This is a genomic window from Microbacterium sp. HM-570, assembly GCF_054165885.1.
Map to the genome: position 1 here is coordinate 2,078,252 of NZ_CM135111.1, position 22,821 is coordinate 2,101,072.

The 22,821-nt window shown below is 64.2% G+C and carries 22 protein-coding genes and 3 tRNA genes; 16 read left to right on the forward strand and 9 right to left on the reverse strand.

Going from position 1 to position 22,821, the window contains the following annotated elements; genetic code table 11:
- Positions 1-11 precede the first annotated feature (11 nt).
- From ACT9TC_RS09815 to ACT9TC_RS09825, 3 genes are all read right to left on the reverse strand, one after another.
- Positions 12-2,633: a DEAD/DEAH box helicase family protein gene (locus ACT9TC_RS09815; RefSeq protein WP_458040342.1), complete on the reverse strand. Its 2,622-nt coding sequence runs from the start codon at positions 2,631-2,633 to the stop codon at positions 12-14.
- A 3-nt stretch (positions 2,634-2,636) separates the two neighbouring features.
- On the reverse strand, positions 2,637-4,667 hold the full coding sequence (locus ACT9TC_RS09820) for a site-specific DNA-methyltransferase (RefSeq protein ID WP_458040343.1): 2,031 nt from the start codon (positions 4,665-4,667) through the stop codon (positions 2,637-2,639).
- A 204-nt stretch (positions 4,668-4,871) separates the two neighbouring features.
- A complete protein-coding gene (locus ACT9TC_RS09825; protein ID WP_458040344.1) occupies positions 4,872-5,396 on the reverse strand; it encodes a hypothetical protein in 525 nt (174 codons plus the stop codon).
- Positions 5,397-5,550: 154 nt separating this feature from the next.
- Between ACT9TC_RS09825 and ACT9TC_RS09830 the strand changes: the two genes are divergently transcribed.
- The 10 genes from ACT9TC_RS09830 (at position 5,551) to ACT9TC_RS09875 (ending at position 12,676) form a co-directional block, all read left to right on the forward strand.
- Complete coding sequence (locus ACT9TC_RS09830; protein WP_261606236.1) at positions 5,551-5,949, forward strand: plasmid replication, integration and excision activator; 399 nt, start codon at positions 5,551-5,553, stop codon at positions 5,947-5,949.
- Positions 5,949-7,352, forward strand: coding sequence for an FtsK/SpoIIIE domain-containing protein (locus tag ACT9TC_RS09835; protein WP_458040345.1), 1,404 nt, complete (start codon positions 5,949-5,951; stop codon positions 7,350-7,352). The genes ACT9TC_RS09830 and ACT9TC_RS09835 overlap by 1 nt, the downstream gene beginning before the upstream one ends.
- A complete protein-coding gene (locus ACT9TC_RS09840) occupies positions 7,349-7,771 on the forward strand; it encodes a hypothetical protein (RefSeq protein WP_458040346.1) in 423 nt (140 codons plus the stop codon). The genes ACT9TC_RS09835 and ACT9TC_RS09840 overlap by 4 nt, the downstream gene beginning before the upstream one ends.
- Entirely contained in the window at positions 7,758-9,122 is a 1,365-nt protein-coding gene (locus ACT9TC_RS09845; protein ID WP_458040347.1) for a replication initiator, read from the forward strand. Before ACT9TC_RS09840 ends, ACT9TC_RS09845 begins: the two co-directional genes overlap by 14 nt.
- Positions 9,119-9,352 (forward strand): helix-turn-helix transcriptional regulator, encoded by a 234-nt coding sequence (locus ACT9TC_RS09850; protein ID WP_458040348.1) that lies wholly within the window; start codon positions 9,119-9,121, stop codon positions 9,350-9,352. Before ACT9TC_RS09845 ends, ACT9TC_RS09850 begins: the two co-directional genes overlap by 4 nt.
- Positions 9,345-10,475 (forward strand): tyrosine-type recombinase/integrase, encoded by a 1,131-nt coding sequence (locus tag ACT9TC_RS09855; protein WP_458040349.1) that lies wholly within the window; start codon positions 9,345-9,347, stop codon positions 10,473-10,475. The genes ACT9TC_RS09850 and ACT9TC_RS09855 overlap by 8 nt, the downstream gene beginning before the upstream one ends.
- Positions 10,472-10,663 (forward strand): hypothetical protein, encoded by a 192-nt coding sequence (locus ACT9TC_RS09860; protein WP_458040350.1) that lies wholly within the window; start codon positions 10,472-10,474, stop codon positions 10,661-10,663. Before ACT9TC_RS09855 ends, ACT9TC_RS09860 begins: the two co-directional genes overlap by 4 nt.
- An 86-nt stretch (positions 10,664-10,749) precedes the next feature.
- Positions 10,750-11,490, forward strand: coding sequence for a hypothetical protein (locus ACT9TC_RS09865; protein WP_458040351.1), 741 nt, complete (start codon positions 10,750-10,752; stop codon positions 11,488-11,490).
- On the forward strand, positions 11,490-11,849 hold the full coding sequence (locus ACT9TC_RS09870) for a hypothetical protein (protein WP_458040352.1): 360 nt from the start codon (positions 11,490-11,492) through the stop codon (positions 11,847-11,849). The genes ACT9TC_RS09865 and ACT9TC_RS09870 overlap by 1 nt, the downstream gene beginning before the upstream one ends.
- A gap of 20 nt (positions 11,850-11,869) precedes the next feature.
- The gene (locus ACT9TC_RS09875; RefSeq protein WP_458040353.1) at positions 11,870-12,676 is read left to right on the forward strand and encodes a hypothetical protein; all 807 of its coding nucleotides are present in this window, start codon (positions 11,870-11,872) and stop codon (positions 12,674-12,676) included.
- Between the two features lie 158 nt (positions 12,677-12,834).
- Here the strand turns inward: ACT9TC_RS09875 and ACT9TC_RS09880 are convergent, their stop codons facing one another.
- From ACT9TC_RS09880 to ACT9TC_RS09900, 5 genes are all read right to left on the reverse strand, one after another.
- The gene (locus ACT9TC_RS09880; protein ID WP_458040354.1) at positions 12,835-13,479 is read right to left on the reverse strand and encodes a uracil-DNA glycosylase; all 645 of its coding nucleotides are present in this window, start codon (positions 13,477-13,479) and stop codon (positions 12,835-12,837) included.
- Between the two features lie 117 nt (positions 13,480-13,596).
- Entirely contained in the window at positions 13,597-14,250 is a 654-nt protein-coding gene (locus tag ACT9TC_RS09885; protein WP_458040355.1) for a hypothetical protein, read from the reverse strand.
- A 292-nt stretch (positions 14,251-14,542) separates the two neighbouring features.
- Positions 14,543-14,615, reverse strand: a tRNA-Phe gene (locus tag ACT9TC_RS09890).
- Between the two features lie 81 nt (positions 14,616-14,696).
- A tRNA-Asp gene (locus ACT9TC_RS09895) sits at positions 14,697-14,770 on the reverse strand.
- A gap of 19 nt (positions 14,771-14,789) precedes the next feature.
- Positions 14,790-14,862 (reverse strand) — tRNA-Glu (locus ACT9TC_RS09900).
- 379 nt (positions 14,863-15,241) lie between these two features.
- Between ACT9TC_RS09900 and ACT9TC_RS09905 the strand changes: the two genes are divergently transcribed.
- Together ACT9TC_RS09905 and ACT9TC_RS09910 are read left to right on the forward strand one after the other, a co-directional pair.
- A complete protein-coding gene (locus ACT9TC_RS09905; RefSeq protein ID WP_458040356.1) occupies positions 15,242-16,294 on the forward strand; it encodes a M23 family metallopeptidase in 1,053 nt (350 codons plus the stop codon).
- Positions 16,295-16,368: 74 nt separating this feature from the next.
- Entirely contained in the window at positions 16,369-17,604 is a 1,236-nt protein-coding gene (locus ACT9TC_RS09910; RefSeq protein ID WP_458040357.1) for a mechanosensitive ion channel family protein, read from the forward strand.
- A 24-nt stretch (positions 17,605-17,628) separates the two neighbouring features.
- On the opposite strand, the gene ppa is transcribed toward ACT9TC_RS09910, so the two are convergent.
- Entirely contained in the window at positions 17,629-18,162 is a 534-nt protein-coding gene (gene ppa, locus ACT9TC_RS09915; RefSeq protein ID WP_458040358.1) for an inorganic diphosphatase, read from the reverse strand.
- Positions 18,163-18,374: 212 nt separating this feature from the next.
- Here ppa and tilS point away from each other — a divergent pair, with 212 nt between their 5' ends.
- From tilS to folE, 4 genes are all read left to right on the forward strand, one after another.
- The gene (gene tilS / locus ACT9TC_RS09920; RefSeq protein ID WP_458040359.1) at positions 18,375-19,412 is read left to right on the forward strand and encodes a tRNA lysidine(34) synthetase TilS; all 1,038 of its coding nucleotides are present in this window, start codon (positions 18,375-18,377) and stop codon (positions 19,410-19,412) included.
- A 48-nt stretch (positions 19,413-19,460) separates the two neighbouring features.
- Entirely contained in the window at positions 19,461-20,012 is a 552-nt protein-coding gene (hpt, locus tag ACT9TC_RS09925) for a hypoxanthine phosphoribosyltransferase (protein ID WP_458040360.1), read from the forward strand.
- 208 nt (positions 20,013-20,220) lie between these two features.
- Positions 20,221-22,227 (forward strand): ATP-dependent zinc metalloprotease FtsH, encoded by a 2,007-nt coding sequence (gene ftsH, locus ACT9TC_RS09930; protein WP_458040361.1) that lies wholly within the window; start codon positions 20,221-20,223, stop codon positions 22,225-22,227.
- 3 nt (positions 22,228-22,230) lie between these two features.
- Positions 22,231-22,821: a GTP cyclohydrolase I gene (gene folE, locus ACT9TC_RS09935; RefSeq protein WP_458040362.1), complete on the forward strand. Its 591-nt coding sequence runs from the start codon at positions 22,231-22,233 to the stop codon at positions 22,819-22,821.

Below are 22,821 nucleotides of genomic sequence, written 5' to 3' on the forward strand. Positions count from 1 at the left end.
AGCACCGCCGACTAGCCGCCAAAGCTCTCGGGGATAGACGCAAACCTGACGCCATGGGTCTCGAAGAGGTATTTCATGGAGTCACTGTCAGCGGCCGACTCATATACGGCTCGACGGACCTTCGAGTTCTTCATATCGATCCCATACAGGACGCTGTCCTTTTCAACCCCGACCGCCACAATCCGGTCGAACCGCTCGCCGTACTCGTCGGCATACTCGGCGAGTGCCTTCAGCTTCGGCGCGGAGTCGCCTTGGTGGACACTGTGCGGGTCGATGATTGACGGCAGAAGTGCACCGTCGACTAAGTGCACGAAAATGAAGTCCGGCTGGACGGACTTCCAACTGTCGCCAGCTTTATGCGGGATGCGCAGAGAGTTCTTCCCCGCGGCTGACGGGTTGCGGTACCAGCCCTTCAGCGTACCGAGCCCCTGCTCATGCCTGAGTGTTGCGCGCTCCCAGCGGTTCTTCGCCACCTTGGCATCGAGCGGGTAGTCACCGTCGGCGGTCGACAGCAGGTGCTTCGTCTCGATTGGCAGCGCGTTTCGCTCGGTATCGACGCTGTCAACGCGATCGTCTGGCTTGATTTCGATTGCGGTCGGCTCGGGCTCGCGCGCCATTTCTTGGATCGCCACGTAGGTTGGATGACGAGAGTCAGGTAGAGCCGCGATGGCCTTGACCTTCGTCGCAAGCCAGGTACGCGTCAGCGCATCGGCAGCGTCTTCCACCCCCGATTGGACACCGAGGTCTGCCAGCGCCAGAGCCGCTACCTTCGCGCGGATGTATGTGATGTCGACATCCCACGGGCCGTCTCCACGCTCCGTTGCCTCGTTTATGGCAACGGTGATGTTGCGACCAAGGTAACCGTTGACTACCGACTTTGTGATCAACTTGTTGAGATGCCGCAACGCATCGTCGACGGTGGAACCGTCGGCATCCCTGGTCACCGTGAAGTCGACAGTCGCCCCCTTTCCGCGCTCAACGACGATTCTCCGGATATCGGCGGTCATGATCAGCTTCGCCTGTTCCTCGATCGCGCTCTCGTGCTCGGCGGCGATCCCATCCAGCACCGCAAACATCGTTTCGTGCGCGATCTTGTCGGCGCCCGGGACGAGCTCGTCCTGAGCCAATGCCTGTGCGGCCTTCAGGATGCGCTTGACCGGACGGGGCACGGCGGCCGGCTTGGCAAAGGAGGGCAAACCCTCGATCAAGGTGAAGACTTCATCCGGAACGGATGGGTTCCGTCGCAGCGAAACTGGCTTTAGCATCACCTTGGCGACGGCAGCACCTCGTTCGCCTACTCGCGGCTCTCGCTCACCCATAATCTCTTCGGCGATACGGGTGGCGTCGTCCTTATTGAAATAAGGGAGGTAGCAGGATGCCTCGTTGAGCCGTTCGACGCTTGTCTGTTGTGCAAGCGGTGTACGCACCATCCGGCCCAGTAGCTGAGTCACATACGTGTCGTTCTTACCTGGGCGCAGTGATACGAGGACCTCGGCTCGAGGGCAGTCCCACCCTGTCGATACCGCGTCTTTAGCAAGAAGCACTCGTATGTGGTAATCGTGTTGCACGTCCTGGGGTGGGACCTTCGGGATCGTGTACGCTCCAACTTCGATGGCCCCTCGATCGCCGAGCACGTGCGCAACACAGTCCGCCGGCATATCCGGCCAGTGCTTGCGAATCGTCTCGAGATAACGGTGAATCAGAGCATCTTCGTCGCGCCGCCCCTTCTCTGAGTCCTTGTCCCCGGCCACCTTGTTGGGAATCTGAACGACCATCAGCGGCACGACCGGTTCGATCGCTTGCTGCTCGCAGTACTTAGCCCACTGGTCGCTGACGTCCACGAAGTCAAGCGTTGCGTCCCGAACCATCGTGGTGGAGAAGTCGCCCTTCTCGTCAGGGATGTCGAGAGTGATGGCGTTCTTTAGGAGGCCGGAGTCTTGGACGTCTTTCGGATCGATGATGATGTTTTTCTCTTTGGTGAACGCAGAAGCCTTTGTCATCGCTTCATCGAATCGCCTGACTGTCGCCGAGATGCCCCACACCACAGGCATCGCTGGATTGACGCCGTTTCCGTTGATCATCTTCTGGACGATGGTCTGCTCAGCGTTGGTGGGCTTCCTCATCCCTTCATGCGCTTCATCCAGAACCATGTAGAGCGTCTTGGTCGGGTCTTCGATGGTGTTCTTGACGATCTCCCAGAACGTGACACTGCGGAAGTTGCTGTGCTTGACAAAGTCGGCGCCCTCGCGCAACTTGTCGGGGTTGATGAAGTACACCTTTCCTGACTCCAGGGCAGCCCCTGAGTAGTTTTTGTCGAGCAGGACGAGATCACTCGAAGGGATCTTGTCCGCGCACTGGCGGAATCGGCTCTTCGTCTGTTCGTTGAGAGCAGGATCTTTCGATACCCAGAGCACGACGGCTGAGGGGTCCGAGTCAACCTCGAACTCGTCGCTCCCATGCAAAAGCGCCTCAATTGCCGCCGCCGCAATCACTGTCTTTCCCGAACCCGTCGTCGAAGAAAGGGCGAACGCTGTACGGCGTTGCCGACGGTGCCAATCCTCTTTCGCATATCCGAGCGTTGTGAGGATCTCTCGTACTGCGACCTTCTGATAGCCCATCAACGTGAACAGCATCGCTCAGACCCTCCCGGCATTGATCTGGAACGTGTGGAGGTAGGACTCGTACAGGCGAACGGCTTCAACCCCGTCGGGTAGTTGTCCTGCAACGGCCTGGAACTGTGTTTCGTCGTCGGTGACGATGAAGGCAAGCCTGAGGTCATGATTCTCAACGGTCGCGAGAAACAGCCGCGACGCGTCCACGTCGAAGAGCACTGCATATGTGTCAGCCACGTCGAAGTCATCGCTGCGAACGTCGATGCACCTGCCTTCAGACCCTGCTCGCATCCAAAGAAGTGGCGCGACGCGTTCAAAAGCCATGTCCAACTCGACAAGTGACGGGTTCTCGTACGTCAGTCTGAAGAACTCGACGTTGGAGGCTGTCTCCTCTGCCGCGTTCATCAGGCGTGGCGTAGTGACGGCCTCGCACACTCCCGTAGCTTCCCAGGTCGCGTCGCCGGGTCGGAGGCCCTTCATAATGTGTGCCGATGAAGCCTCCTTGCTCACCTCGTTGTTGGTGATGAGAATGGAGCGGCGTCGACCGTTGTCGTCTGCATTCATCGCCATCACCGCGTGAGCCGTAGTTCCCGAGCCGCCAAAAAAATCGAGGATGACTGCGTCGGGCGAGTTGTTTGCCCACTTGATGAGCTGGCGGATGAGGCGGATCGGCTTCTTACCGTTCGCAAAGCCGACACCGCCTTCGCGGGAGACGGTGCCCATGTCCTGGTGAAACCCTCGCCAGAGGTCGCCCCTGATCACGGTGCGGCCAAGGGTGCCGCCATTCTCGTCGGGGACGCGATAGTTCCGGCGAAGTGTGTACACCTGATTGATCGTGCCGCTCTTCAGCCGGGTGACAAAGTACGTTCGATGATCTGCCTCGACCTCAACCCAGCCCCGCACCGGTGCGTCGACTCCTTTCACCGATACAGGAGGTGTGTCGCGCCGTGCGATGTGATCGAGGTTTGCTTCAATGAAGGCATTTGCAGCGTCAGAGAACGCGAGGAGACGGTCCATCGCGCTTGCGCCGACGAATCCTCCGTCTTTCCGCAAGAGCTTGGCGGCGACAATGTCAGCGTGAACGGCTGGATCGGCCGCAAGCTCATCGTAGAAGCTGGTGATCGTGCCATCGGTGTTCAGCCATAGCGAGTAGTCCTTGTCCCACCCCCTCACCGAGTCGTAGAGCGGTGTGTGCTGCACCTCGGTGTCGAATGCGGCCGACTTCCGGTAGATCAGTACGTACTCTACGTTCTTGACGATCGTCCCCTGCTGCGCGTTCGTTGTCTTCGGCCCCGAGGTGGTTGACATCTCAACAGCAAGCTGAGCTACCTGGTTCTCCGCGCCAAACACTTGATCGAGGAGCATCCTAAGTCGGTGTTGCTCGTCATCGCCGATCGAGATCATGATCGCGCCACTTGGTTTTAGGATCTCTCGTGCTGTGCGAAGTCGGCGATCCATAAAAGCAAGCCACTTGGAGTGCCGGTAGCCGTCTTCCTTGTCAACGAACCGATCGTTGTACAGCCATGACGTCTTTCCGCCGGTGTTGTAGGGCGGGTCGATATAGACGAGGTCCACAGTGCCGTGATGTGTGAAGAGCAACGCCTCCAGCGCATGGTAGTTCTCAGCGTTGATGACAGTGTGGACGGGGGCATCGCTATCGCGCTCGACTTTGCCGGTAGAGACCAAGCCGGGGTAGATCGGATCGCGAAAATCTGCCACAAATACGAGATCCGTGAGCGTGCGGCTCGTCTCTTCTCCGGTCCTTGGTTCAACCAATTTCGCCACCCGTTCACCGGGGACGCCCGAGATGCCAGTGACGAGCCAATTGTCACGCGACTCTACGTCAGTTTCGCCGCGCGGTGGCAGGAATCGAACCTTGTCGCCTACTGAGATGGGGCGCCCGTCGAGGGCGACTGACTCGGGAAGATGCTGCTCAAAGTTCAACCCGAACTTTCGGCGACTCTGTAGCACGTCGATATGGCGTCGGAGCTCGCGGGCGGTGTCGGGGTCGATACTCTCCACTCGTGCGAGCAGCGCGCGGAGTTCATTACTCACGAAGCGACCTTTCGTTTCCATAGGACGTCACGTCGAGTTCCTTTGCGACGGGCTCGTATGAGGCCTGTGCCGCCGCAGGTAGTCGTCGGTGGATGGGCGCAGCCGAGGAGCGCCCGGACCGCAGCGGAGCGAGGACCGGACGCACCGCAGTGCTGCGCGCATCCAGCCGGCCGGAGGCCGGCCTTGAACGAGTAAGGAAAGTTCTCACAGGTCCTCGCGACTGCGGGCCTTGGTGTCGCGGATGCGTCGAGCCTTTGCGTCCCATTCGCCGGAGTCGAGCAGACGCTTCGCCTCGGCGCCGACCGTCCCACCGAGGTCTACGAGATCGGCAATCGAGACAGATGGGAACGCGAGCATTATGGGCTCGATGTCTGGCTTCGGTGACAGGAGCGACGCGACAGCATCCACCGTCCCCTCGGAGTAGCGCCGGATGAAGCCTTGCGAGCTTGTTTCCTGCGCTCGAGCAAGGTCTGAGATCACTGGGCGCGGATTGTGAAACTTGTGCGCGTAGGCCGATAGCAGCGCGCGGACGTCATTCGAGGCCTTCGTGGTCTTGTGGGCGGCTCCGATTGCCAGCCGGAGCTCCTCCTGCACGTCTCCCGGACCGTCGGGCCACTTCATGCGCTCGACCCGGCGCGCGTTCTCAGAGGCGCGTTTTGCGAGGACTCTCGCGAGGTCGATGATCACCGTCGGGACTGTTCCCCATGACAGCTCCAGGTTCTCGTCCACGGCAGCCTCCTCTCACCCGAGATTACAGCGGCCGTTGGCATCATTCCGGCTTGAGCAATTCGGCAACGTCTGCTTAGGCAATAAACAAATGTTGACAACCGTAACGAAAGTGATGCAGACTGCTGCTAACAGTTCCAATTGAGAGGAGCCAGAAATGGCACTGCAGTCAGCAATTCCGGTCAACTTTGAAGCGTTCTTCCCGCGCGGCGCGTTCGTCGTCGGTGAGGTCGAGCGAGTCATGAAGTGGAACGACGACGGCACACTCGGCGGTCAGGACGCGGATCGCAACAGCGGTCACCCGCTCTGGCAGGTTCGAGTGATCGACGCCGATCCCGAGGCGCGGAAGGGGCAGGGCGAGGTCACCGTCAAGCTCATCAGCATCGTGGAGCCGCAGCTTCCGCCCGAGATGAACGGCCTGCCGTTCCGCCCGGCGATCTTCGAGGGGCTGACGGTCACGCCCTACGTGAAGGAGAACAACGGCCGGCCGCGTGTGGCCTACTCGCTTCGCGCCAGCGAGATGAAGCCCGCCCCGAAGCAGCGCGGCGGCGAGTGATGGCTACCACCACGCCGCGCGGCCTGCGCACGTGGGGAGACGAGTTCGGTCTCCTCTGGCGACGCGGCTGGTGGGTGCTCGTTGTCCTCTGGGGCATGTGGTGGTTGGCCTTCATCCCAGCCGTTCAAGCGTTGTTCAGTTGGGCACTCGCCATCGTGGCGGGCCTCCTGGTCGTCTGGGTGGTGGTCACCTACAAGCGGATGCCCCGCGTCGACGCCGACAGATGGCGGCGTGATGTGTCGCGGAACATCGTCGCTTCGTGGCCGGACATTGCGATGCGTCTCGGGCTCTCTGCTCGCAGCATGTCGGGTGGTGCGGTCTTCGCGAGCGTCGGCTATCCGAGGTGGGAGGGGTGGACCTGTGTGGTGCAGGTCTCCCTTCCTCAGGGGCTCGGGCGCGAGCACCTTCAACTGCATACCGGGCTTCTAGCGCAGGCTTTCGGCGCGCGCGAGGCGATCGTTCAGGGCTCCCGCATCGGTGAGCTGATGCTCCGGCTCGATTATGCGGATGCTCTGGCGCAGCCTTTCAGCCTCGCTTACGGCGAAACGTGGGACGGGCGGACCGTCGTGATGGGTCGCGACAACACGGGCGCTGCATGGCGGCTGCGGCTCGGACCACACACCCTTGTTGCTGGCGCATCGGGCAGTGGTAAAGCATCCCTTGTGTGGGGGCTTCTGCTGGGGCTCGCGCAGCCTATTCATGCCGGCATCGTCGAGATCTGGGGGATCGACCGCAAGGGCGGGATGGAACTGGCTATGGGTCAGGCCCTGCTGACCCGCTTCGCCGCCGACGCGCAGCGCTCCGTCATTCTGCTCGAGGAAGCCGTCGAGGCCATGCAAGCTCGAGCGCGTGAGCTCGCCGGGCGCACTCGGCAGCATGTGGCCGCACCTGGTAGTCCAACGGTTGTCATCCTGATCGATGAGCTCGCCGCCCTCACGGCGTATGAGACCGACCGAGAGCTGATGCGCCGCGCGAACTCCGCGATCGCGACGCTCGCCTCTCAGGGACGCGCTGTCGGCTTCATCGTCTTCGCCTGCCTTCAGGACCCACGCAAAGAGACGCTGCCTGCGCGAGGCCTGTTCACGCAGACCGTCGGCCTTCGTCTCCGCGACGGGTTGGAGACAGCCATGGTTCTCGGCGATGGGGCGGTCGCAGCCGGTGCTCTCTGTCACAAGATCTCACCCGACTCTCCCGGCGTCGCCTACGTGCTCCCTGATGGCGGCACGCCTCCCGAGCGGGTGCGCGCTGGGTTGATCACTGACGACATGATCCGTGACGCGTCCGCCCGCTTTCCCGCACCGCGGCAGATCCCTGTCGTCATTCCCGAAACGCCCGAGGCTCCGGAACGTCCGGCCCGCGCACCGCGGCAACCACGTCGCGCCCCACGAAAGGAAGCATCATGAACCGGTCCGCAACTCTCGTCACGGCCGCCGCCGCGATCGTCCTCGCCGCCTCCCTGTCCGGGTGTGGTGCCCACTCACCGAGCGAATCGGTCGCTTCAGCGGCACCCGTCGGCTACCCGCAGCCAGCGTTCCGCACAGCTCCGTGCAACCTCGGCGAGTACTGGGACAGCAGCGCGAAGGTCAAACGGGCAGAGTTCACGGCCCCGACAGTAGACACTGACGAACTCGAGCTCTACGGCCCGATGATCGCGAACGACACATGCTCGGATGCCGAGATCCTCAAATGGCAAGAGCTGCGCCGCGTCCTGGGGGAGAGCGACGAGATCTGTCGGATCGTCTGGTACGACGACTATTTCTCTGCCATCACGTATGACAACGGCTGCGCGGTTCCGGTGGTGGTGACGGATGCCTCTCGCTGAATCTGTCGCTCGTCGTCTGCGAAGCCCCGACTACGACCGTTGGATGGGCAACGCAGCGGCCACCGGCTACTGCCACAACCCCGTGCGGCTTGTCGGTTCGTCCACGACGCTGCACGAGCCGACGGGCGAGATTCTCGCCGACTACGCCTCGTCGCGAGAGCCGGATGGAATCACGTTCACCCGCTGCGGCAATCGCCGCGCAATCCGCTGCGCGTCGTGCAGTCACGAGTACAAGGGCGACACGTGGCACATGATCATGGCCGGCGCCGCGGGCGGGATGAAGGAGGTGCCTGAAGCGGTCGCGACCCACCCGATGGTGTTCTTGACGCTGACAGCGCCATCCTTCGGCGCGGTTCACACGACCGCCACTGATCGTCGTGACAGAACGTGTGAGCACGGGATGACGCGGGGTTGTCGCTGCACCCATGCCGAGGATGATCCGCAACGCGGCGACGCCGTCTGCCCTGACTGCTACGACTACGTCGGACAGGTGGTCTGGCAGTACCACGCGCCCGAGCTCTGGCGCCGGTTCACCATCCGTCTACGTCGCGAGCTGGCGCGTACCCTCGGCGTCACTCAGCGGGCCGCGTCGCGAGTTGTGCGAGTCCAGTTCGCGAAGGTTGCGGAGTTTCAGCGCAGGGGAGTGGTGCACTTCCACGCCATCATTCGACTCGACGGTGTCGACCCGGTCGATCCGTTTCCGCCGGCTCCGGCATCCGTCACGACAGCTCACCTCATCGAGGCGATCGGCGCCGCGGTGAAGAAGACTAACGTCGTTGCCGCGCCGGCTCCTGGCGATGACAGTTCGCGAGAACTCCGGTGGGGCAAGCAATTCGATGCCCGCGTGATCGTTCGCCACGACGGACTTGACGGTTCTCTCTCCGATCGTGCCGTCGCTGCGTACATCGCCAAGTACGCCACGAAAGCTACCGAGGATCTCGACTCAGCGAGCGGTGGTCGCGCTCATATCCAGCGCGTCAAGCAAACCGTGCGGCATCTCGCAAAGTTTGTTGACGCACAAGGGCCATACGCGCAGCTGCACAAGTGGGACGGGATGCTCGGATTCCGCGGTCACTTCTCGACCAAGTCGCGTCGCTACTCCGTAACTCTGGGTGCACTCAGGGGTGCTCGACGCGCGTGGCGTCTCAGCGCACTGCTCGACAAAGTCAGGCCGACGGAAGACGTCACTCCGGATGAAGTGCTGGTCATCGGCTCATGGTCCTACGCCGGGATGGGGTGGCTCACGGACGGCGACAAAGTTCTCGCGACCGAAGCAGCAAACGCCGCGCGCGAGTGGCGCAACGACAGAGCACGTGCCCGATACCAAACCCACGAAAGGAGAACGCCATGACCATAGGAGCCACCATCGTCGCCGAATCCGGGGCGACGCCCGAGGTAGATGCCACGGGATACCTGACGCGTAGAGAGGCCGCCGCTCGATGCCGTGTACCGCTGTCGACGTTCGACTCTCTGCGTCGGCAGAACAGGTTTCCGTTCCCGGATGCGCACATGGGCAAGCACATGCTGTGGCGTTCGTCGACGGTTGACGACTTCCTCGAGGCGGGTGGTACGCGTGGGTGAGGGTGAAGCCGCTGGCGGGCGGATCGATCCGAAGACTCGTCGCGCGCTACCCGCCGGCATCCGATACCGCGAAGACCGCAAGAAGTACCAAGTGCGCGTGTGGGCGGTGGGGATGAACGGCGAGTGGCGGGAGCGCAGCTTCTACGTCGCAACGCTCTCGGAGGCAAAGAAGCTCCGAGTCGAGACTCAGGCGCAGCGCTTCCCAGATGGCAGCCTGACTTTGATCGGGTGGCACGCGCGCTACTGGGCTGTCATCGCCGACAGCATCCGCCCGTCTACTTCCCGCGCCTACGAGCGGGCATGGCGGCTGAGGGTGAAGCCATGGCTGGGTCACGTCAAGCTCGAGAAGCTGACCGCCGGTGAGATCGAAGCGGCGATGGCGGAATGGTCGGGAAGTAGCTCGACGCGGATCGATGCGCTCTCTGTGCTCAGCCGACTTCTCGACGGCGCCGTGCGGGCGCGCATCGTTCCTCTGAACCAAGCTCGGCTTGCCCGTCGGCCGCGCAACGATGCTCCGAAGAGTCTGCGTTCACGCGCGCTCACGGCCTCGGAAGTGCCGCTGCTGCTGGCGGCCATTGCGAGCGAGCCGCACCGTCGCTACATCGCCGGTCTTGTCTATACAGGGATGCGCGCGAACGAGGCCACAGCGCTGCGCGTGGAAGACATCGATCTCGGCCAACGAACGATTCATGTGCGGCGCTCCTTCACCATTGGCAACGACGGCAAGACGCTCGAGGTGACGCCGAAGAGCCACAAGGAGCGGGCAGTGCCGATTCCTGCGGCGCTCGTTCCCTATCTCGCGGCCTCTGTCCTCGGCAAGGGTCGCAGCGACCTCGTCTTCACCGGACCTCGAGGTGGACGACTGAACGCGTCCAACGTGCGGCGTGCAATCGATTGGGGTGCTCTGCGCAAGGAGCTGCACCGAACCGATCTGCGAATCCATGATCTGCGCCACACGCTCGCCACGTTGCTCTTCGATGCCGGCGCCTCCGCGAACGACGTTCAGGCGATCCTCGGGCACTCGAGCATGCAGATGACTGAGCGGTATAGCCACGCCCGCTCCGACGTCGCGCAGCGCGCCGCCAACGCGATCGACTCGCTCTTCGAGGAGCCTGAGCGATGAACGGCAACGAGCGTCTTGTGGCGCTGCTCGAGAATCCTGAGCTGTTCGCCATCCTCGCTAACGCCGTTGATGACTACCGCGCGGCGCTGCTGGACCATCGCGACACGTTCGCTGACGGTCCAGAGGCTCACTACTTCTCCCGTTCTGTCGATCAGATCGACGAACTGCGCGCTGCGCTCTGGGAATGAATCTCACGCTTCCATGTCCGCGAACGCTGTGATCGGCGGCCTATATGCAGTGGGCGAATCCGCGCCTCACACAAGAAGGGAATGTCATGACCGACACTTCAGGAGCGCTGACGCGTCAGGAGCAGAGGTACTCGCCGCTGAGCGACTACTTGAGCGGCGTGAGTCCGGATCAATGCGCCGTCATGTCGTTCGCCGAGGTTGAGAAGGTCATCGGCTGCCCCCTCCCGACGCATGCTCTCGCGAACGTGGACTGGTGGCGCCCCATACCGAAGACCCCTCAGGGCAGGGCCTGGTTGCGTGCCGATCGTCGCGCGGACGTCGACCTCCCCGCCGAGACCGTGACGTTCGTGTTCGAGGTATTCACGCGCGGTCAATCGCTGGACGAACTGAAGCTGATGCGGGACTCCTGGCTGGCCTTCGCGCGGCGCGAGTTGGCTGCTCCGGGCAACTTCTTGAATGTGGAGCGTGGGTGGTGGGAGCCGCACCTGGTCTACCTCATTCACTTCGCCGCCGAGGCGACGTTCAAGGTGGGTCTTACCCGGATCGGCAGCACGCGCGTCCACCGCTTGGCTGGCAGGCGCGGGCACCTGGTTGATTCCATCGAGGTCGCAAATCGGTGGGCTGCGCTCGTCGTAGAGCATCACGTTCTCGAGCTCGCTTGGGGTGCCTGGAAGCGGCCCGATCGCTTCGCTACCGGTGATCAGGGGGAGACGGAGCGTTGGTCGGATTGGCTTGTGCCGCCGCCACTGTCCGTGGTCCGTGATTCCCTCACCGAAGATCAACAGTCACCTGGCTGGGAGCTGAGCGTCTTCAGGAAGGAGTCGTGATGCGCGTCGAATATGACGAGGTCGTCAGCGTCAAACGGCTCGACCGGCCTAAGAGCACGCCGACCGTAGAGCGCGCGAATGGCTTTGGTGTTCGCCTCGAGGAGCAGTGGTTCTGGTTCTCCGATTTGGAGGCGGCATACACGTTCGGTCGCGCGGGACGCACGTCCGTTCAGGTGCGGAGCTGGAACCTTGTCGAAGCGGCCACCGAAGCGCGGTTCGATCGCAATCTCGGACGGGAGGTGTTCACGCTGTACGTCGTGGATCACTCCGGACTGGAGGCAAGCTTGGGCAAAGGTCGAAAGCTCATCCGACGCTTCGCCGACGGCGCGACTCCGCAGAGCGCACACTGGAACGCCTGAGATCGAAGGGAGTGGATTGGATGCCCGCTGAACGTGGATGGTTCGACTTCGACGCGGTCGACTTCGTCACGAGCGACCACCACTTCGGCCACTCTCGCATCAGTGAACTCGCCGGCCGGCCCTTTTCGACTGTCGATGAGATGGATGCCGCGCTCATTGACCGGTGGAACGCTGCCGTTCCTCCTGATGCGGTCGTCCTTCACCTCGGCGACGTCGCGCTCGGGCCGATCGATGCCAGCGTGGCGTTGACCGCTCAGCTCAACGGGCTACGGCTTCTGGTGCCGGGAAACCACGATCGAGTCTCGTCGGCCACGCAGTCGCGGAAAGCGATCGAGAGATTCGCGCCGATCTACGAGGCTGCGGGCTGGGTGATCCTGCCTGAGATCATCGAGGGCACACGCCGAGACCACCGGGTCATGGCATCGCACTATCCGTACCGGGGTGACTCTCAGGAAATCGATCGGCACAGCAAGCATCGCCCGACCGATGAGGGCATCCCGCTGTTGCACGGTCACACGCATAGTCGGGATCATGGACCAGACGGAAACCAGTTCCACGTCGGCGTCGATGCCTTCGATTTCCGCCCCGTCGCGATGGACGTTATCGATCGGTGGCTCGGAGGCGAACCCTCGTTCGCGCGGGTGCAGATTCCGAGCGAGGTCGCGGCGCTCCTCCATCGTCTCTACCGGCCTGAGGCGGCCGATGCTTGGCTCCGCGGCCACAACTCCCACCTGGCCGGCGCCCGTCCGATCGATCTCCTGACGCTGAACCTGGTTTCTGAGGTAATTGACGCGCTCAATGTAGAGACGCAGGGCGGATTCAGCTGAGCCCCTGGTCGCATCTCGGGATTCCTGAACGGGCGGGCGGTGAGCGGCTCGGTTGCCTTTGCGTGCCGTTCCGCGGACAAACCTGAGACTTGCGAACCTCTGCGACTCAGACGTGCTTTCGGCGAGTGTCAACCGCACGAGGTGTGGTCCTTTAGCCGCTAGTGCATCCTCCAGATCCGCAGGGCCTCGGCGCCTTGGTCGCGAAACTGAATAGCACCGCCTTTGCTTGGATGCCTGACGCGAATTGCTCTGCTACCGATGGCTGCGTCCTCGACTGTAGGGATCGTGTGACCAAGGATCCGCGCGACCTGACGTTCAGCCTTCCGGCCCACGCAAAGGACCCGCCGCCCAGCAATCGCCAGGCGGAGTGCACTTACCCCAGCATCGAGCTCGATTTGGGTAGGTTCGCGATTGGTCCGTGGCTTGTCTAGCTCGTGGGGATGAAGTGGATACGCATTCCACAGCAGCGTGCCGCTCAGGCGTCCGGTCAAAGTAAGGAGCCCGCGCACGGCGTTCGCGCTCGGCTCCGTGGTACCTACGAGTCCGACTGACGCCGGTGAGGTGAATGCCACTCCTGACTGTCTCGCGCCCCGCCAGCCGGCAGCTTCGCCCACCACGACAAGCTCGCCACCTTCGACAGACTGGAGATGCGCGACTAAAGAGTCTCGACGTTGCTCAGCAATAGTGTCGAATGCTTCCTCAGTGTCGAACGCCTCCTCGAGATCGCTCTCATCCAGGTAGAAGTTCGTCGCGAGGCGACTTGGCTGAATCCTCAAGACGGCATCGCCCAATCTGCTTTTCACAGGCGCTGCTCCATCATGTGAGCGATCGAGGCTCGCTCCGGATCTGCGTGGGCTGCCCCATGCACCCCTTGAGACCGCTTACCAGCTCGGCGTCGAGGCTCACCGCGGCTGCTTCGCTCATGCATCGGCGCCTAGCCCCCGGGCGTACGAAAGCGCAACCTTCCCGTTGGCAAGCTTCCATTCGTACTCCGTGCCGTTCGCGATCAGTCTGATCTGCACATCGGCAAACCCCGGCACTCGCTCCGCGACGACCTCCAGCAGAATCGCCACGTCGTCGCTGCCTCTGAACGCAAGAGTGAGGTTGGATCGATCACCGAATGGGCTGTGGCCGAGCATCTGTTCTGGCTTCGCGGCGCGTAGTTTTGACAGCGGCACTGGAGGCATGCCGTCGTCGTGCTCTCGGAACGGGTAACCCGACTCGGGATCAATGTGCTCCCTCCACTGCAGGCCCTGCTGCTCCACTAGCTCGAGCAAGACGCGCAGCCATCCCACTCCGTCGACTTCATCAGGAGCTTCACCAATGGTCGTGGAAAGCGGCTCAAGGACTGCACGCGGACCCCAGAAGGTAATCTCGTAGGCAGGCGTGTTGTCCTGCTGCAAGGCGTCCCAGTATTCCCGGACCGCCGCCCGATCATTCTCCCGGACGTCCGGCCACTGCCAAAGACCTTCTTCCGCAGGCACGCCGGGCTGCTTGAGCGCTTGTACCCTGATGAGTCGGCGGACTTCAGCTTCTTCCACGTCGAAGCTCGCTGGCCCGTCTGAAATCTGCACAGATGCCTCCTCAACGCCAACCGATTGGTCGGGTCAGCATGGACTGTAATACAAGCCCGGGTCGGCCGAACATCAGTTCTGAGTAGCTCCCGGCCCATTCCCGGCCCAACTGCCCTGCGAGCTCGTAAAGCCGGCATGCCATCGACCCGTTCGCGTCGCTGCGCTCGCCGGACGACCGGGCAGCGCAGCCTCATGCGCTCGCTACAAAAACCGTCACTGACCAGGGCAAAGCAAAACCCCCGCGGATAGAAGCTCCGCGAGGGTTTCTGGGATGACGTAATGATCATCCTTGTGGCTCCGACGGGCGTCGATCCCGTGACCTCACGATTTTCAGTCGTGCGCTCTACCAACTGAGCTACAGAGCCTCGCGGCATCCGCTTCGAAAAGCGAAACTGTCGCGATCTAGACGAAAGGCCCTCTCAAAAGAAAGGGCCCGTCGCTTAGAGCGACCCTGACGGGACTTGAACCCGCGACCTCCGCCGTGACAGGGCGGCACGCTAACCAACTGCGCTACAGGGCCATGCTATTTAGTTGTGGAGTGACCCCAACGGGATTCGAACCCGTGCTACCGCCGTGAAAGGGCGGCGTCCTAGGCCGCTAAACGATGGGGCCGAATGAACCCCAGGGGCTCACGCTTACCGACGCTCAAGCATACGCATTCCCCGACCAAACCGCCAATCGCGGGCGCGTCAACCGGTGCCGATCGCGACGACGAGGGATGCTAAGGGTCTACGTCTACATGAGTTGCGACCGGTATGGGCTGGGAATCGCCCCGAACTGGGCGAATACTTGCAGTGACAACGCATCGCATGTTGCCAATGTTAAAGATGTTGTTAGCGTGATTTATGTTACTGGCGGAACGATCGCGAGGCGACGTGTCAGCTGTGCACGGCGATGCCTTGTGCGCGACGCTTCCGAGCCGGAACCGGACTGCGGATGTGCCCCGACGCCCGCCGAAATGCGGGCGAATGCCGCGATCGCGAAACGCTCCGTGTCCCGTCGCTGGCTGCTGGGCGCCGGCGCGCTCGGTCTGGTCGCCGCCGGTGCGCTCGGCGGCCCGATGCTTCCCGCCGCGTTCGCCGCGACCTACCCCTCGTGGGACGACGTCCAGCGTGCGAAGGGGAACGAGGCATCCAAGGCCAGCGAGGTCACTCGCGTCGAGGGCCTCATCAATCAGCTCCAGTCCAACGTCGCAGCCACACAGGCCGCCGCCGAGCAGGCCTCGATGGAATACTTCGAGGCCGAAGAGGAATACCTCAACTCGGTCATGATCGCCGACGATCTGCAGGCGCAGGCCGACGCCCAAGGTGCAGCGGCGACCGCAGCATCGCAGCGTGCGGGCAAGGTCGCCTCGCAGCTCTACCGCAGCGGCGGCGACGACACCTCGCTCGAACTGTTCTTCGCTGGGTCCGCGTCCGGAGCAGACGATCTGCTCGGCCGCCTGGGCCGCATGGACCAGGTGCTCGAGCGCAACAAAGACACCTTCGCCAGCGCCGTCACGGCCCCGAACTCGGCGCAGTCGCTGAGCGACCAGGCATCCGTCGCCCGCGATGAGCGTGACCGCCTGAAGCAGGTCGCCGAGCAGAAGATGGTCGAATCCCAGGCGGCAGCGGATGCCGCCCAGGATGCGCAATCCGAGCACCTCGTCGTGCTCGAGGCGCCGCTCGCTGCCCTGAAGGACCAGACCGCGCAGACGATCGCTGGGTATCAGGCGGGCGTCGAAGCCAAGCGCAAGGCCGAAGAAGAGGCTCGTCGCCGCGCGGAGGAAGAGGCGCGTCGCCTGGCCGCAGAAGCCGCTGCGGCAGCCGCTGCGCACGGTGGCGGAGGCGGCGGTGGCGGCGGCGGCGTCGTGACGCGGTACTCGCACATCCAGAACGGCGAATTCATGGTCGGCTACGGCGCGAACGTCAGCGCCGGGCAGCTCATCGGCCGTGAGGGCATGTCGGGCCTGTCGTACGGGTGCCACCTGCACTTCGAGGTCGGGATCGACGGCGTTCGAACCAACCCCGAGGTGTTCATGCGCGCCCGGGGCATTTCGATCTAGCTGGGCAAAGCCTGACGAGACCGCTCTGGGTTTGCGTCGAGTCGGGGGGTCGTGCCTAGCCTGGGAGAGTCCCGATGGGAGATCCCGTGCCCGAACCCTGGTCAACGCTTCTGACCTTTTCTCTCGCCCTCGTCGGCGCGCTCATCGCTGTCCTCATCATTTCGGCGGTCGCGTCCGTCATCGTCCGGACGACGTCCCGCCACCGGCAGTGGGCGATCACGCTCATCACGCGCGCGCGGTGGCCCTTCCGCGTCACCCTGCTCATCGTCGGGGTGCGGATCGCCGTGGCGATCAGCTTTCCGGGAGCCGGATGGCGCGAGGTCGTTTATCGTGCACTGCTGATCGCGCTGATCTCGTCAGGCGCATGGCTCGTCTGCCAATTGCTGCTGTTCATCGCCGACCTCAGCCTCAGCCGGTATCGGCTCGACGTACCCGACAACCGCGTCGCACGCCGCCTGCATACGCAGCTCCAGATCGTCCGTCGACTCGTCGTCGTCATCGTCGTGATCATCGCGATCGGGGCCAGCCTGCTGACCTTCGACGGGGTGCGCGCCGTCGGAGCGAGCGTCCTGGCATCGGCCGGTATCGCCTCGATCGTCGCCGGTCTCGCCGCCCAGTCCGTGCTCGCGAACGTGTTCGCGGGTGTGCAGCTAGCGTTCTCAGAAGCGATCCGCGTCGACGACGTGGTGGTGGTGGACGGGCAGTGGGGCCGCATCCACGAGATCACGCTTACGTACGTCGTCGTGATGACCTGGGATCAACGCACGGTTGTACTCCCCTGCAACTACTTCACCTCGACCGCGTTCGAGAACTGGACTAAGTACGGCAGCGAGATCGTGGGAGCGGTCGAGTTGGACGTCGATTGGCGCGTTTCGACGGATGCGATGCGCGCCCGCCTCGAGGCGGTGTTGGCCGAGTCATCGCTCTGGGATGGCCGCACGCAAGTCCTGCAGGTGACCGACGCAACGGGTGGCATGGTGCGCGTGCGTGTGCTGGTGAGCGCGGCGGACTCGGCCGCGCTCTGGGATCTGCGCTGCGTTGTGCGCGAATCGCTCGTAGAGTGGGTCCGCGATGAGGATGCTGCGTCCCTGCCGCTGCAGCGCGTGCTGATCGGCGATCCCGGTCAGCAGGGCTCGTCAGCCATGAAGACAGCAGAGCCCGCCGAGGCACGCGACCGCGCGGGACTCTTCTCGGGCAATGCCGACGGTGAAGCCCGGGCATCCGAGTTCACCGCGGCGATCCCCGTTCAGGAGGACGCGCGCCAGAGCCGCGAGCATCCGTTGCTCGAGCCCGCCCGCGACGACGACTGACGCGCCGACGGGCTCGGGACCGGATCAGACGGACTTGGGCGCTTCGCCCTCACCCTGCGTCTTGGTGCGACCCTCGTGCTCTTCGAAACGCACGATGGACTCGGCAACGAGGCGCTCGGCCTGGGTGACATCGCCCCACGCGTCGACCTTGACCCACTTGTTCGGCTCGAGGTCCTTGTAGTGCTCGAAGAAGTGCGCGATCTCCTTCTTCGTGAACTCGGGGATGTCGTCGACGTCCTGGATGTGGGCCCAGCGCGGATCCTTCGCCAGTACGGCGACGAGCTTGTCGTCGCCGCCGGCCTCGTCGCTCATCTTCAGCACGCCGACCGGGCGCACGGTGACCATGACACCCGGGAAGAGCGTGACGTCGAGCAGCACGAGCACGTCGAGCGGGTCGCCGTCTTCGCCGAGGGTGTTCTCGAAGAACCCGTAGTCGGCGGGGTAACCCATGGGCGTGAACAGCACACGGTCGAGGAATACGCGGCCGGTGCCGTGGTCGACCTCGTACTTGACGCGGCTGCCGCGGGGGATCTCGATGACGGCGTCGTACGCGCCCATGCGTGGCTCCTCGATATAGATGGTGCGAAAAAGTGAGTGGCGGACCTGCTGCTCGCCGCGTTCCAGCCTAGTCAACCGGCGCACGGCGTAAATCTGAAAGGAATCTCGAGGGCTGCGGGTCCCGATCGGCTGGATTCTGGGCGTGCACGGGCCGTTCTTCCTTTCAGATTTACGGCGAGCCAGTATGAACCGGCCCCGGGTACGGTGGGGGCGTGCCCGAGACTGCCGAACACAGCGCCCACCGCGGACGCCTCGACCCCGCCGTTGCGGCCGTGCGGTCCGCGGTTCGTGCGGCCCTGGCGCCCCTGCAGGCTGAACCCGGCGCCGCGGAACGCCGCGTGCTCGTGGCGCTCTCGGGCGGTGCCGACTCGCTCGCCCTGACCGCGGCGGTCGCATTCGAAGCCCCTCGGCTCGGCATCGAGGCCTCCGCCGTCGTGATCGATCACGGGCTGCAGGATGCCTCGGCCGCACAGGCCGCGGTGGCAGCGGGGGCCGCACGGTCCCTCGGCCTCACCGCGACGGTCATCGCGGTCGAGGTCGCGGCGGAGGGTGGGCCCGAGGCAGCAGCCCGGGACGCACGCTATGACGCGCTACGTGCCGAGGCCCAGCGCATCGGCGCGGGCGCGGTGTTGCTCGGCCACACGCTCGACGACCAGGCCGAAACCGTGCTGCTCGGCCTGGCGCGTGGTTCGGGTGGCTCGAGTCTCATGGGCATGGCGCCCGTGCGGGCGGACGAGGCATCCGGTGTGCTGTGGATGCGCCCCCTGCTCGCGGTGCGTCGCGAAGCAACCCGTGCGGCCTGCGCGGCCGAGGGGAGGGCGCCGTGGGATGACCCGCACAACGTCGACCCCCGGTTCGCCCGTGTGCGCGTCCGTAACCGGGTGCTGCCGCTGTTGGAGGACGAACTCGGGCCCGGCGTCGCCGAGGCCCTCGCGCGCACAGCCGAACAGTTGCGCGAGGACACCGAGGCGTTCCGCGACATGATCGACGAGACGATCGAAGACATCGTGGAGCATGCCGAGGCGGGCATATCTGTCTCGGTCCCGGCGCTTGCGGCGAACCCGGCCGCGCTTCGCAATCGCGTGATCCGCCACGTCGTGCAGAGTGAATTCGGCGTGAGCCTGACCCGCGCCCAGACCCTCGAGGTCGCTCGGCTCGTCACCAATTGGCACGGCCAGGCGCCTATCGACCTGCCGGGGTGTGCGGCCGAGCGCCGAGGCATCCGATTGGTCTTCACCGCCCGCTCGTGAACGACGGATGCTTCGGGCCACCCAGACCCGGAGCCTAGACTCGAGCCCATGCGCGCCGCCGATATTGCCGATGATCTGACCGATGTCCTCGTGACCGAGGAGCAGATCCTCGCCAAGCTGCAGGAGTTGGCCGCACAGGTCGCCAAAGATTACGAGGGCAAAGACCTGGTGCTCGTGGGTGTGCTGAAGGGCGCGGTCATGGTCATGGCCGATTTTGCCCGTGCGCTGCCGATGCTGGTGCCGATGGACTGGATGGCCGTCTCCTCTTATGGGGCCGGCACCAAGTCGAGCGGTGTCGTGCAGATCCGGAAGGACCTCGACACCGACCTGCACGACAAGCACGTACTGATCGTCGAGGACATCATCGACTCGGGTCTGACGTTGAGCTGGTTGCTCGACAACTTCCGCGTCCGCGGTGCTGCGTCGGTCGAGGTGCTCGCGCTCCTCCGCAAGCCGAAGTCGGTCAAGGTACCGGTGGACGTGCGCTACGTCGGGTTCGACATCCCGAGCGACTTTGTCGTCGGCTACGGCCTCGACTACAACGAGAAATACCGCAACCTGCGGGATGTCGCGGTGTTGGCGCCCCACGTCTACTCCTGATCGCTGTGTGTCCCACTCCTACCGGTGTGTGTCCCACTTCTGACCGGTAAGGGGTCGCCAAACAGGCAGAAAGTGGGACACGGTCGGCTGGGGTACGGCTGTACGCCGTGGGCGAATGCACAGCCGGTGCAAAGCGGGGGAGCGATACCCTGGCTGAACCGCCCTGGTGCGGCACGTCGACGAAAGGCTTCGGGCTCGCCCCGCCACCATGGACTTCAAGAAGATCTCCCGCAATCCCCTGATCTATGTGCTGTTGATCGGGGTCTTCCTCATCGTGGGCTTCACGCTGATCTCGAGTCTCGGCGGAGCCAAGCAGATCTCGACGCAACAGGGACTCGAGCTTCTCGGCGGAGGCACCGTCACCGAGGTCGTCACGACCGACGGCGACCAGCGCGTCGACATGACCCTGTCCGAGGCCTACGAGGGCTCGACGGACGTCCAGTTCTACTACGTGACAGCTCGCGCGGAAGAGGTCGTCAACGCGATCAACGCCGCGGACCCGTCCGACGGCTTCAACGACGTCGTGCCCCAGGCATCCTGGTTCGACGGCTTCCTCTCTCTCATGATCCCGCTGCTACTGCTGGGTCTGCTGTTCTGGTTCCTGCTCTCGTCGGCGCAGGGCGGAGGCAGCAAGGTCATGCAGTTCGGCAAGTCCAAGGCCAAGCTGGTCTCGAAAGAGTCGCCGACGGTCACGTTCGCGGATGTCGCGGGCGCTGACGAGGCGATCGAAGAGATGCAGGAGATCAAGGACTTCCTGAAGGACCCGACCAAGTTCCAGGCGGTCGGTGCCCGCATTCCGAAGGGCGTGCTGCTGTACGGCCCTCCCGGCACCGGAAAGACCCTGCTCGCCCGCGCCGTTGCGGGGGAGGCCGGTGTGCCGTTCTACTCGATCTCGGGTTCGGACTTCGTCGAGATGTTCGTCGGCGTCGGCGCGAGTCGCGTGCGCGACCTGTTCAACCAGGCCAAGGAGAACTCGCCGGCCATCATCTTCATCGACGAGATCGACGCCGTCGGGCGTCACCGCGGAGCCGGCATGGGCGGCGGACACGACGAGCGCGAGCAGACGCTCAACCAGATGCTCGTCGAGATGGACGGCTTCGACCCCAAGGTCAACGTCATCGTGATCGCGGCGACCAACCGCCCCGACATCCTGGACCCGGCCCTGCTGCGTCCCGGCCGCTTCGACCGTCAGATCGGCGTAGACGCACCGGATCTGAAGGGACGCCAGCGGATTCTCGAGGTGCACGGCCGCGGCAAGCCGCTCGCCGACGGTGTCGACCTCGAGGTCGTCGCTCGCAAGACCCCGGGCTTCACGGGTGCCGATCTCGCGAACGTGCTGAACGAGGCGGCGCTGTTGACCGCCCGCTCGAACGCGCAGCTGATCGACAACCGCGCGCTCGACGAGGCGATCGACCGCGTCATCGCCGGACCGCAGCGCCGCACACGCGTCATGAAAGACAAGGAACGGCTCATCACGGCGTACCACGAGGGCGGTCACGCGCTCGCCGCCGCGGCGATGAACCACACCGACCCCGTGACGAAGGTCACGATCCTGCCGCGCGGCAAGGCCCTCGGCTACACGATGGTGCTGCCGCTCGACGACAAGTACTCGGTCACCCGCAACGAACTCCAGGACCAGCTGACGTATGCGATGGGCGGCCGCGTGGCCGAAGAGATCGTGTTCCACGACCCGACCACGGGTGCGTCGAACGACATCGAGAAGGCGACCAACATCGCCCGCAAGATGGTCACCGAGTACGGCATGACGATGCAGCTCGGGCCGGTCAAGCTCGGCGCCGCGAGCGGTGAGGTCTTCATGGGCCGCGACATGGGCCACGGCCGCGAGTACTCCGAGTCGATCGCCGAACGCGTCGACGCCGAGGTGCGCGCCCTCATCGAGCAGGCGCACAACGAGGCGTACCAGGTCATCAGCGACAACCGCGACGTGCTCGACAAGCTCGCGCTCGAACTGCTCGAGAAGGAGACACTCGACCACTTGCAATTGGCCGAGATCTTCACCGAGGTGCGTCGCCTACCCCCACGTCCGCAGTGGCTCTCGAGCGAGAAGCGGCCCGTGTCGGCCCTACCTCCGGTCGAGGTTCCGAAGCAGACGCTTCCCGAGGGTCTCGCCGCCGATGTGCCGGCCGAGGCGGTTGTCGCGGAGAAGCAGCCGCATCGTCGTCCCTCGGGTCAGGCACGCCCGGCTACGGCGTAGCCCATGGCTGTCGACTCCGGGCGCGTCGAGGCGCTCGTTCGTGAACTGCTGGTCGCCATCGGCGAGGACCCCGATCGTCCGGGGCTGAAGCGGACGCCGCAACGCGTCGCAGAGGCCTACACCGAGTTCTTCTCAGGGCTGGATCAGGATCCTGCCGAGGCGCTCGGCAACCCGATCTCGGTTGCGCGCGGACCGGAACCCGAGACGGTTGCCTCGGGCGCGGTATTGCTGCGCGACATCGCCTTCCGCTCGGTGTGCGAGCACCACCTGCTGCTCTTCCGGGGTGTGGCGCACGTCGCCTATCTGCCGGGCGACACGGTCGTGGGCCTCGGCGCCCTGCCCCGGGTCGTCGACATCCTCGCGGCACGCCCGCAGGTGCAGGAGCGGCTGGGCGAGCAGATCGCCGACACGATTCAGAACGAGCTCGACGCGCGCGGTGTTCTCGTTGTGCTCGATGCGCGTCACGGATGCGTCACCATGCGCGGCGGTCGGCAACCGGATGCCTCGACCGTCACGGTTGCCGCGCGGGGCGAACTCGCCGAGCCCGCAGCGCGCGCCGAACTGATCGCCTTGATCGGCGGCGTCCGCTCGTGA

Coding starts and splice junctions, on each gene's coding strand:
- ACT9TC_RS09815 (WP_458040342.1), bottom strand. CDS start 2,633: ATGCTGTTCACGTTGATGGGCTATCAGAAGGTCGCAGTACGAGAGATC.
- ACT9TC_RS09830 (WP_261606236.1), top strand. CDS start 5,551: ATGGCACTGCAGTCAGCAATTCCGGTCAACTTTGAAGCGTTCTTCCCG.
- ACT9TC_RS09835 (WP_458040345.1), top strand. CDS start 5,949: ATGGCTACCACCACGCCGCGCGGCCTGCGCACGTGGGGAGACGAGTTC.
- ACT9TC_RS09840 (WP_458040346.1), top strand. CDS start 7,349: ATGAACCGGTCCGCAACTCTCGTCACGGCCGCCGCCGCGATCGTCCTC.
- ACT9TC_RS09845 (WP_458040347.1), top strand. CDS start 7,758: ATGCCTCTCGCTGAATCTGTCGCTCGTCGTCTGCGAAGCCCCGACTAC.
- ACT9TC_RS09850 (WP_458040348.1), top strand. CDS start 9,119: ATGACCATAGGAGCCACCATCGTCGCCGAATCCGGGGCGACGCCCGAG.
- ACT9TC_RS09860 (WP_458040350.1), top strand. CDS start 10,472: ATGAACGGCAACGAGCGTCTTGTGGCGCTGCTCGAGAATCCTGAGCTG.
- ACT9TC_RS09865 (WP_458040351.1), top strand. CDS start 10,750: ATGACCGACACTTCAGGAGCGCTGACGCGTCAGGAGCAGAGGTACTCG.
- ACT9TC_RS09870 (WP_458040352.1), top strand. CDS start 11,490: ATGCGCGTCGAATATGACGAGGTCGTCAGCGTCAAACGGCTCGACCGG.
- ACT9TC_RS09875 (WP_458040353.1), top strand. CDS start 11,870: ATGCCCGCTGAACGTGGATGGTTCGACTTCGACGCGGTCGACTTCGTC.
- ACT9TC_RS09910 (WP_458040357.1), top strand. CDS start 16,369: ATGGGAGATCCCGTGCCCGAACCCTGGTCAACGCTTCTGACCTTTTCT.
- ppa (WP_458040358.1), bottom strand. CDS start 18,162: ATGGGCGCGTACGACGCCGTCATCGAGATCCCCCGCGGCAGCCGCGTC.
- hpt (WP_458040360.1), top strand. CDS start 19,461: ATGCGCGCCGCCGATATTGCCGATGATCTGACCGATGTCCTCGTGACC.
- ftsH (WP_458040361.1), top strand. CDS start 20,221: ATGGACTTCAAGAAGATCTCCCGCAATCCCCTGATCTATGTGCTGTTG.
- folE (WP_458040362.1), top strand. CDS start 22,231: ATGGCTGTCGACTCCGGGCGCGTCGAGGCGCTCGTTCGTGAACTGCTG.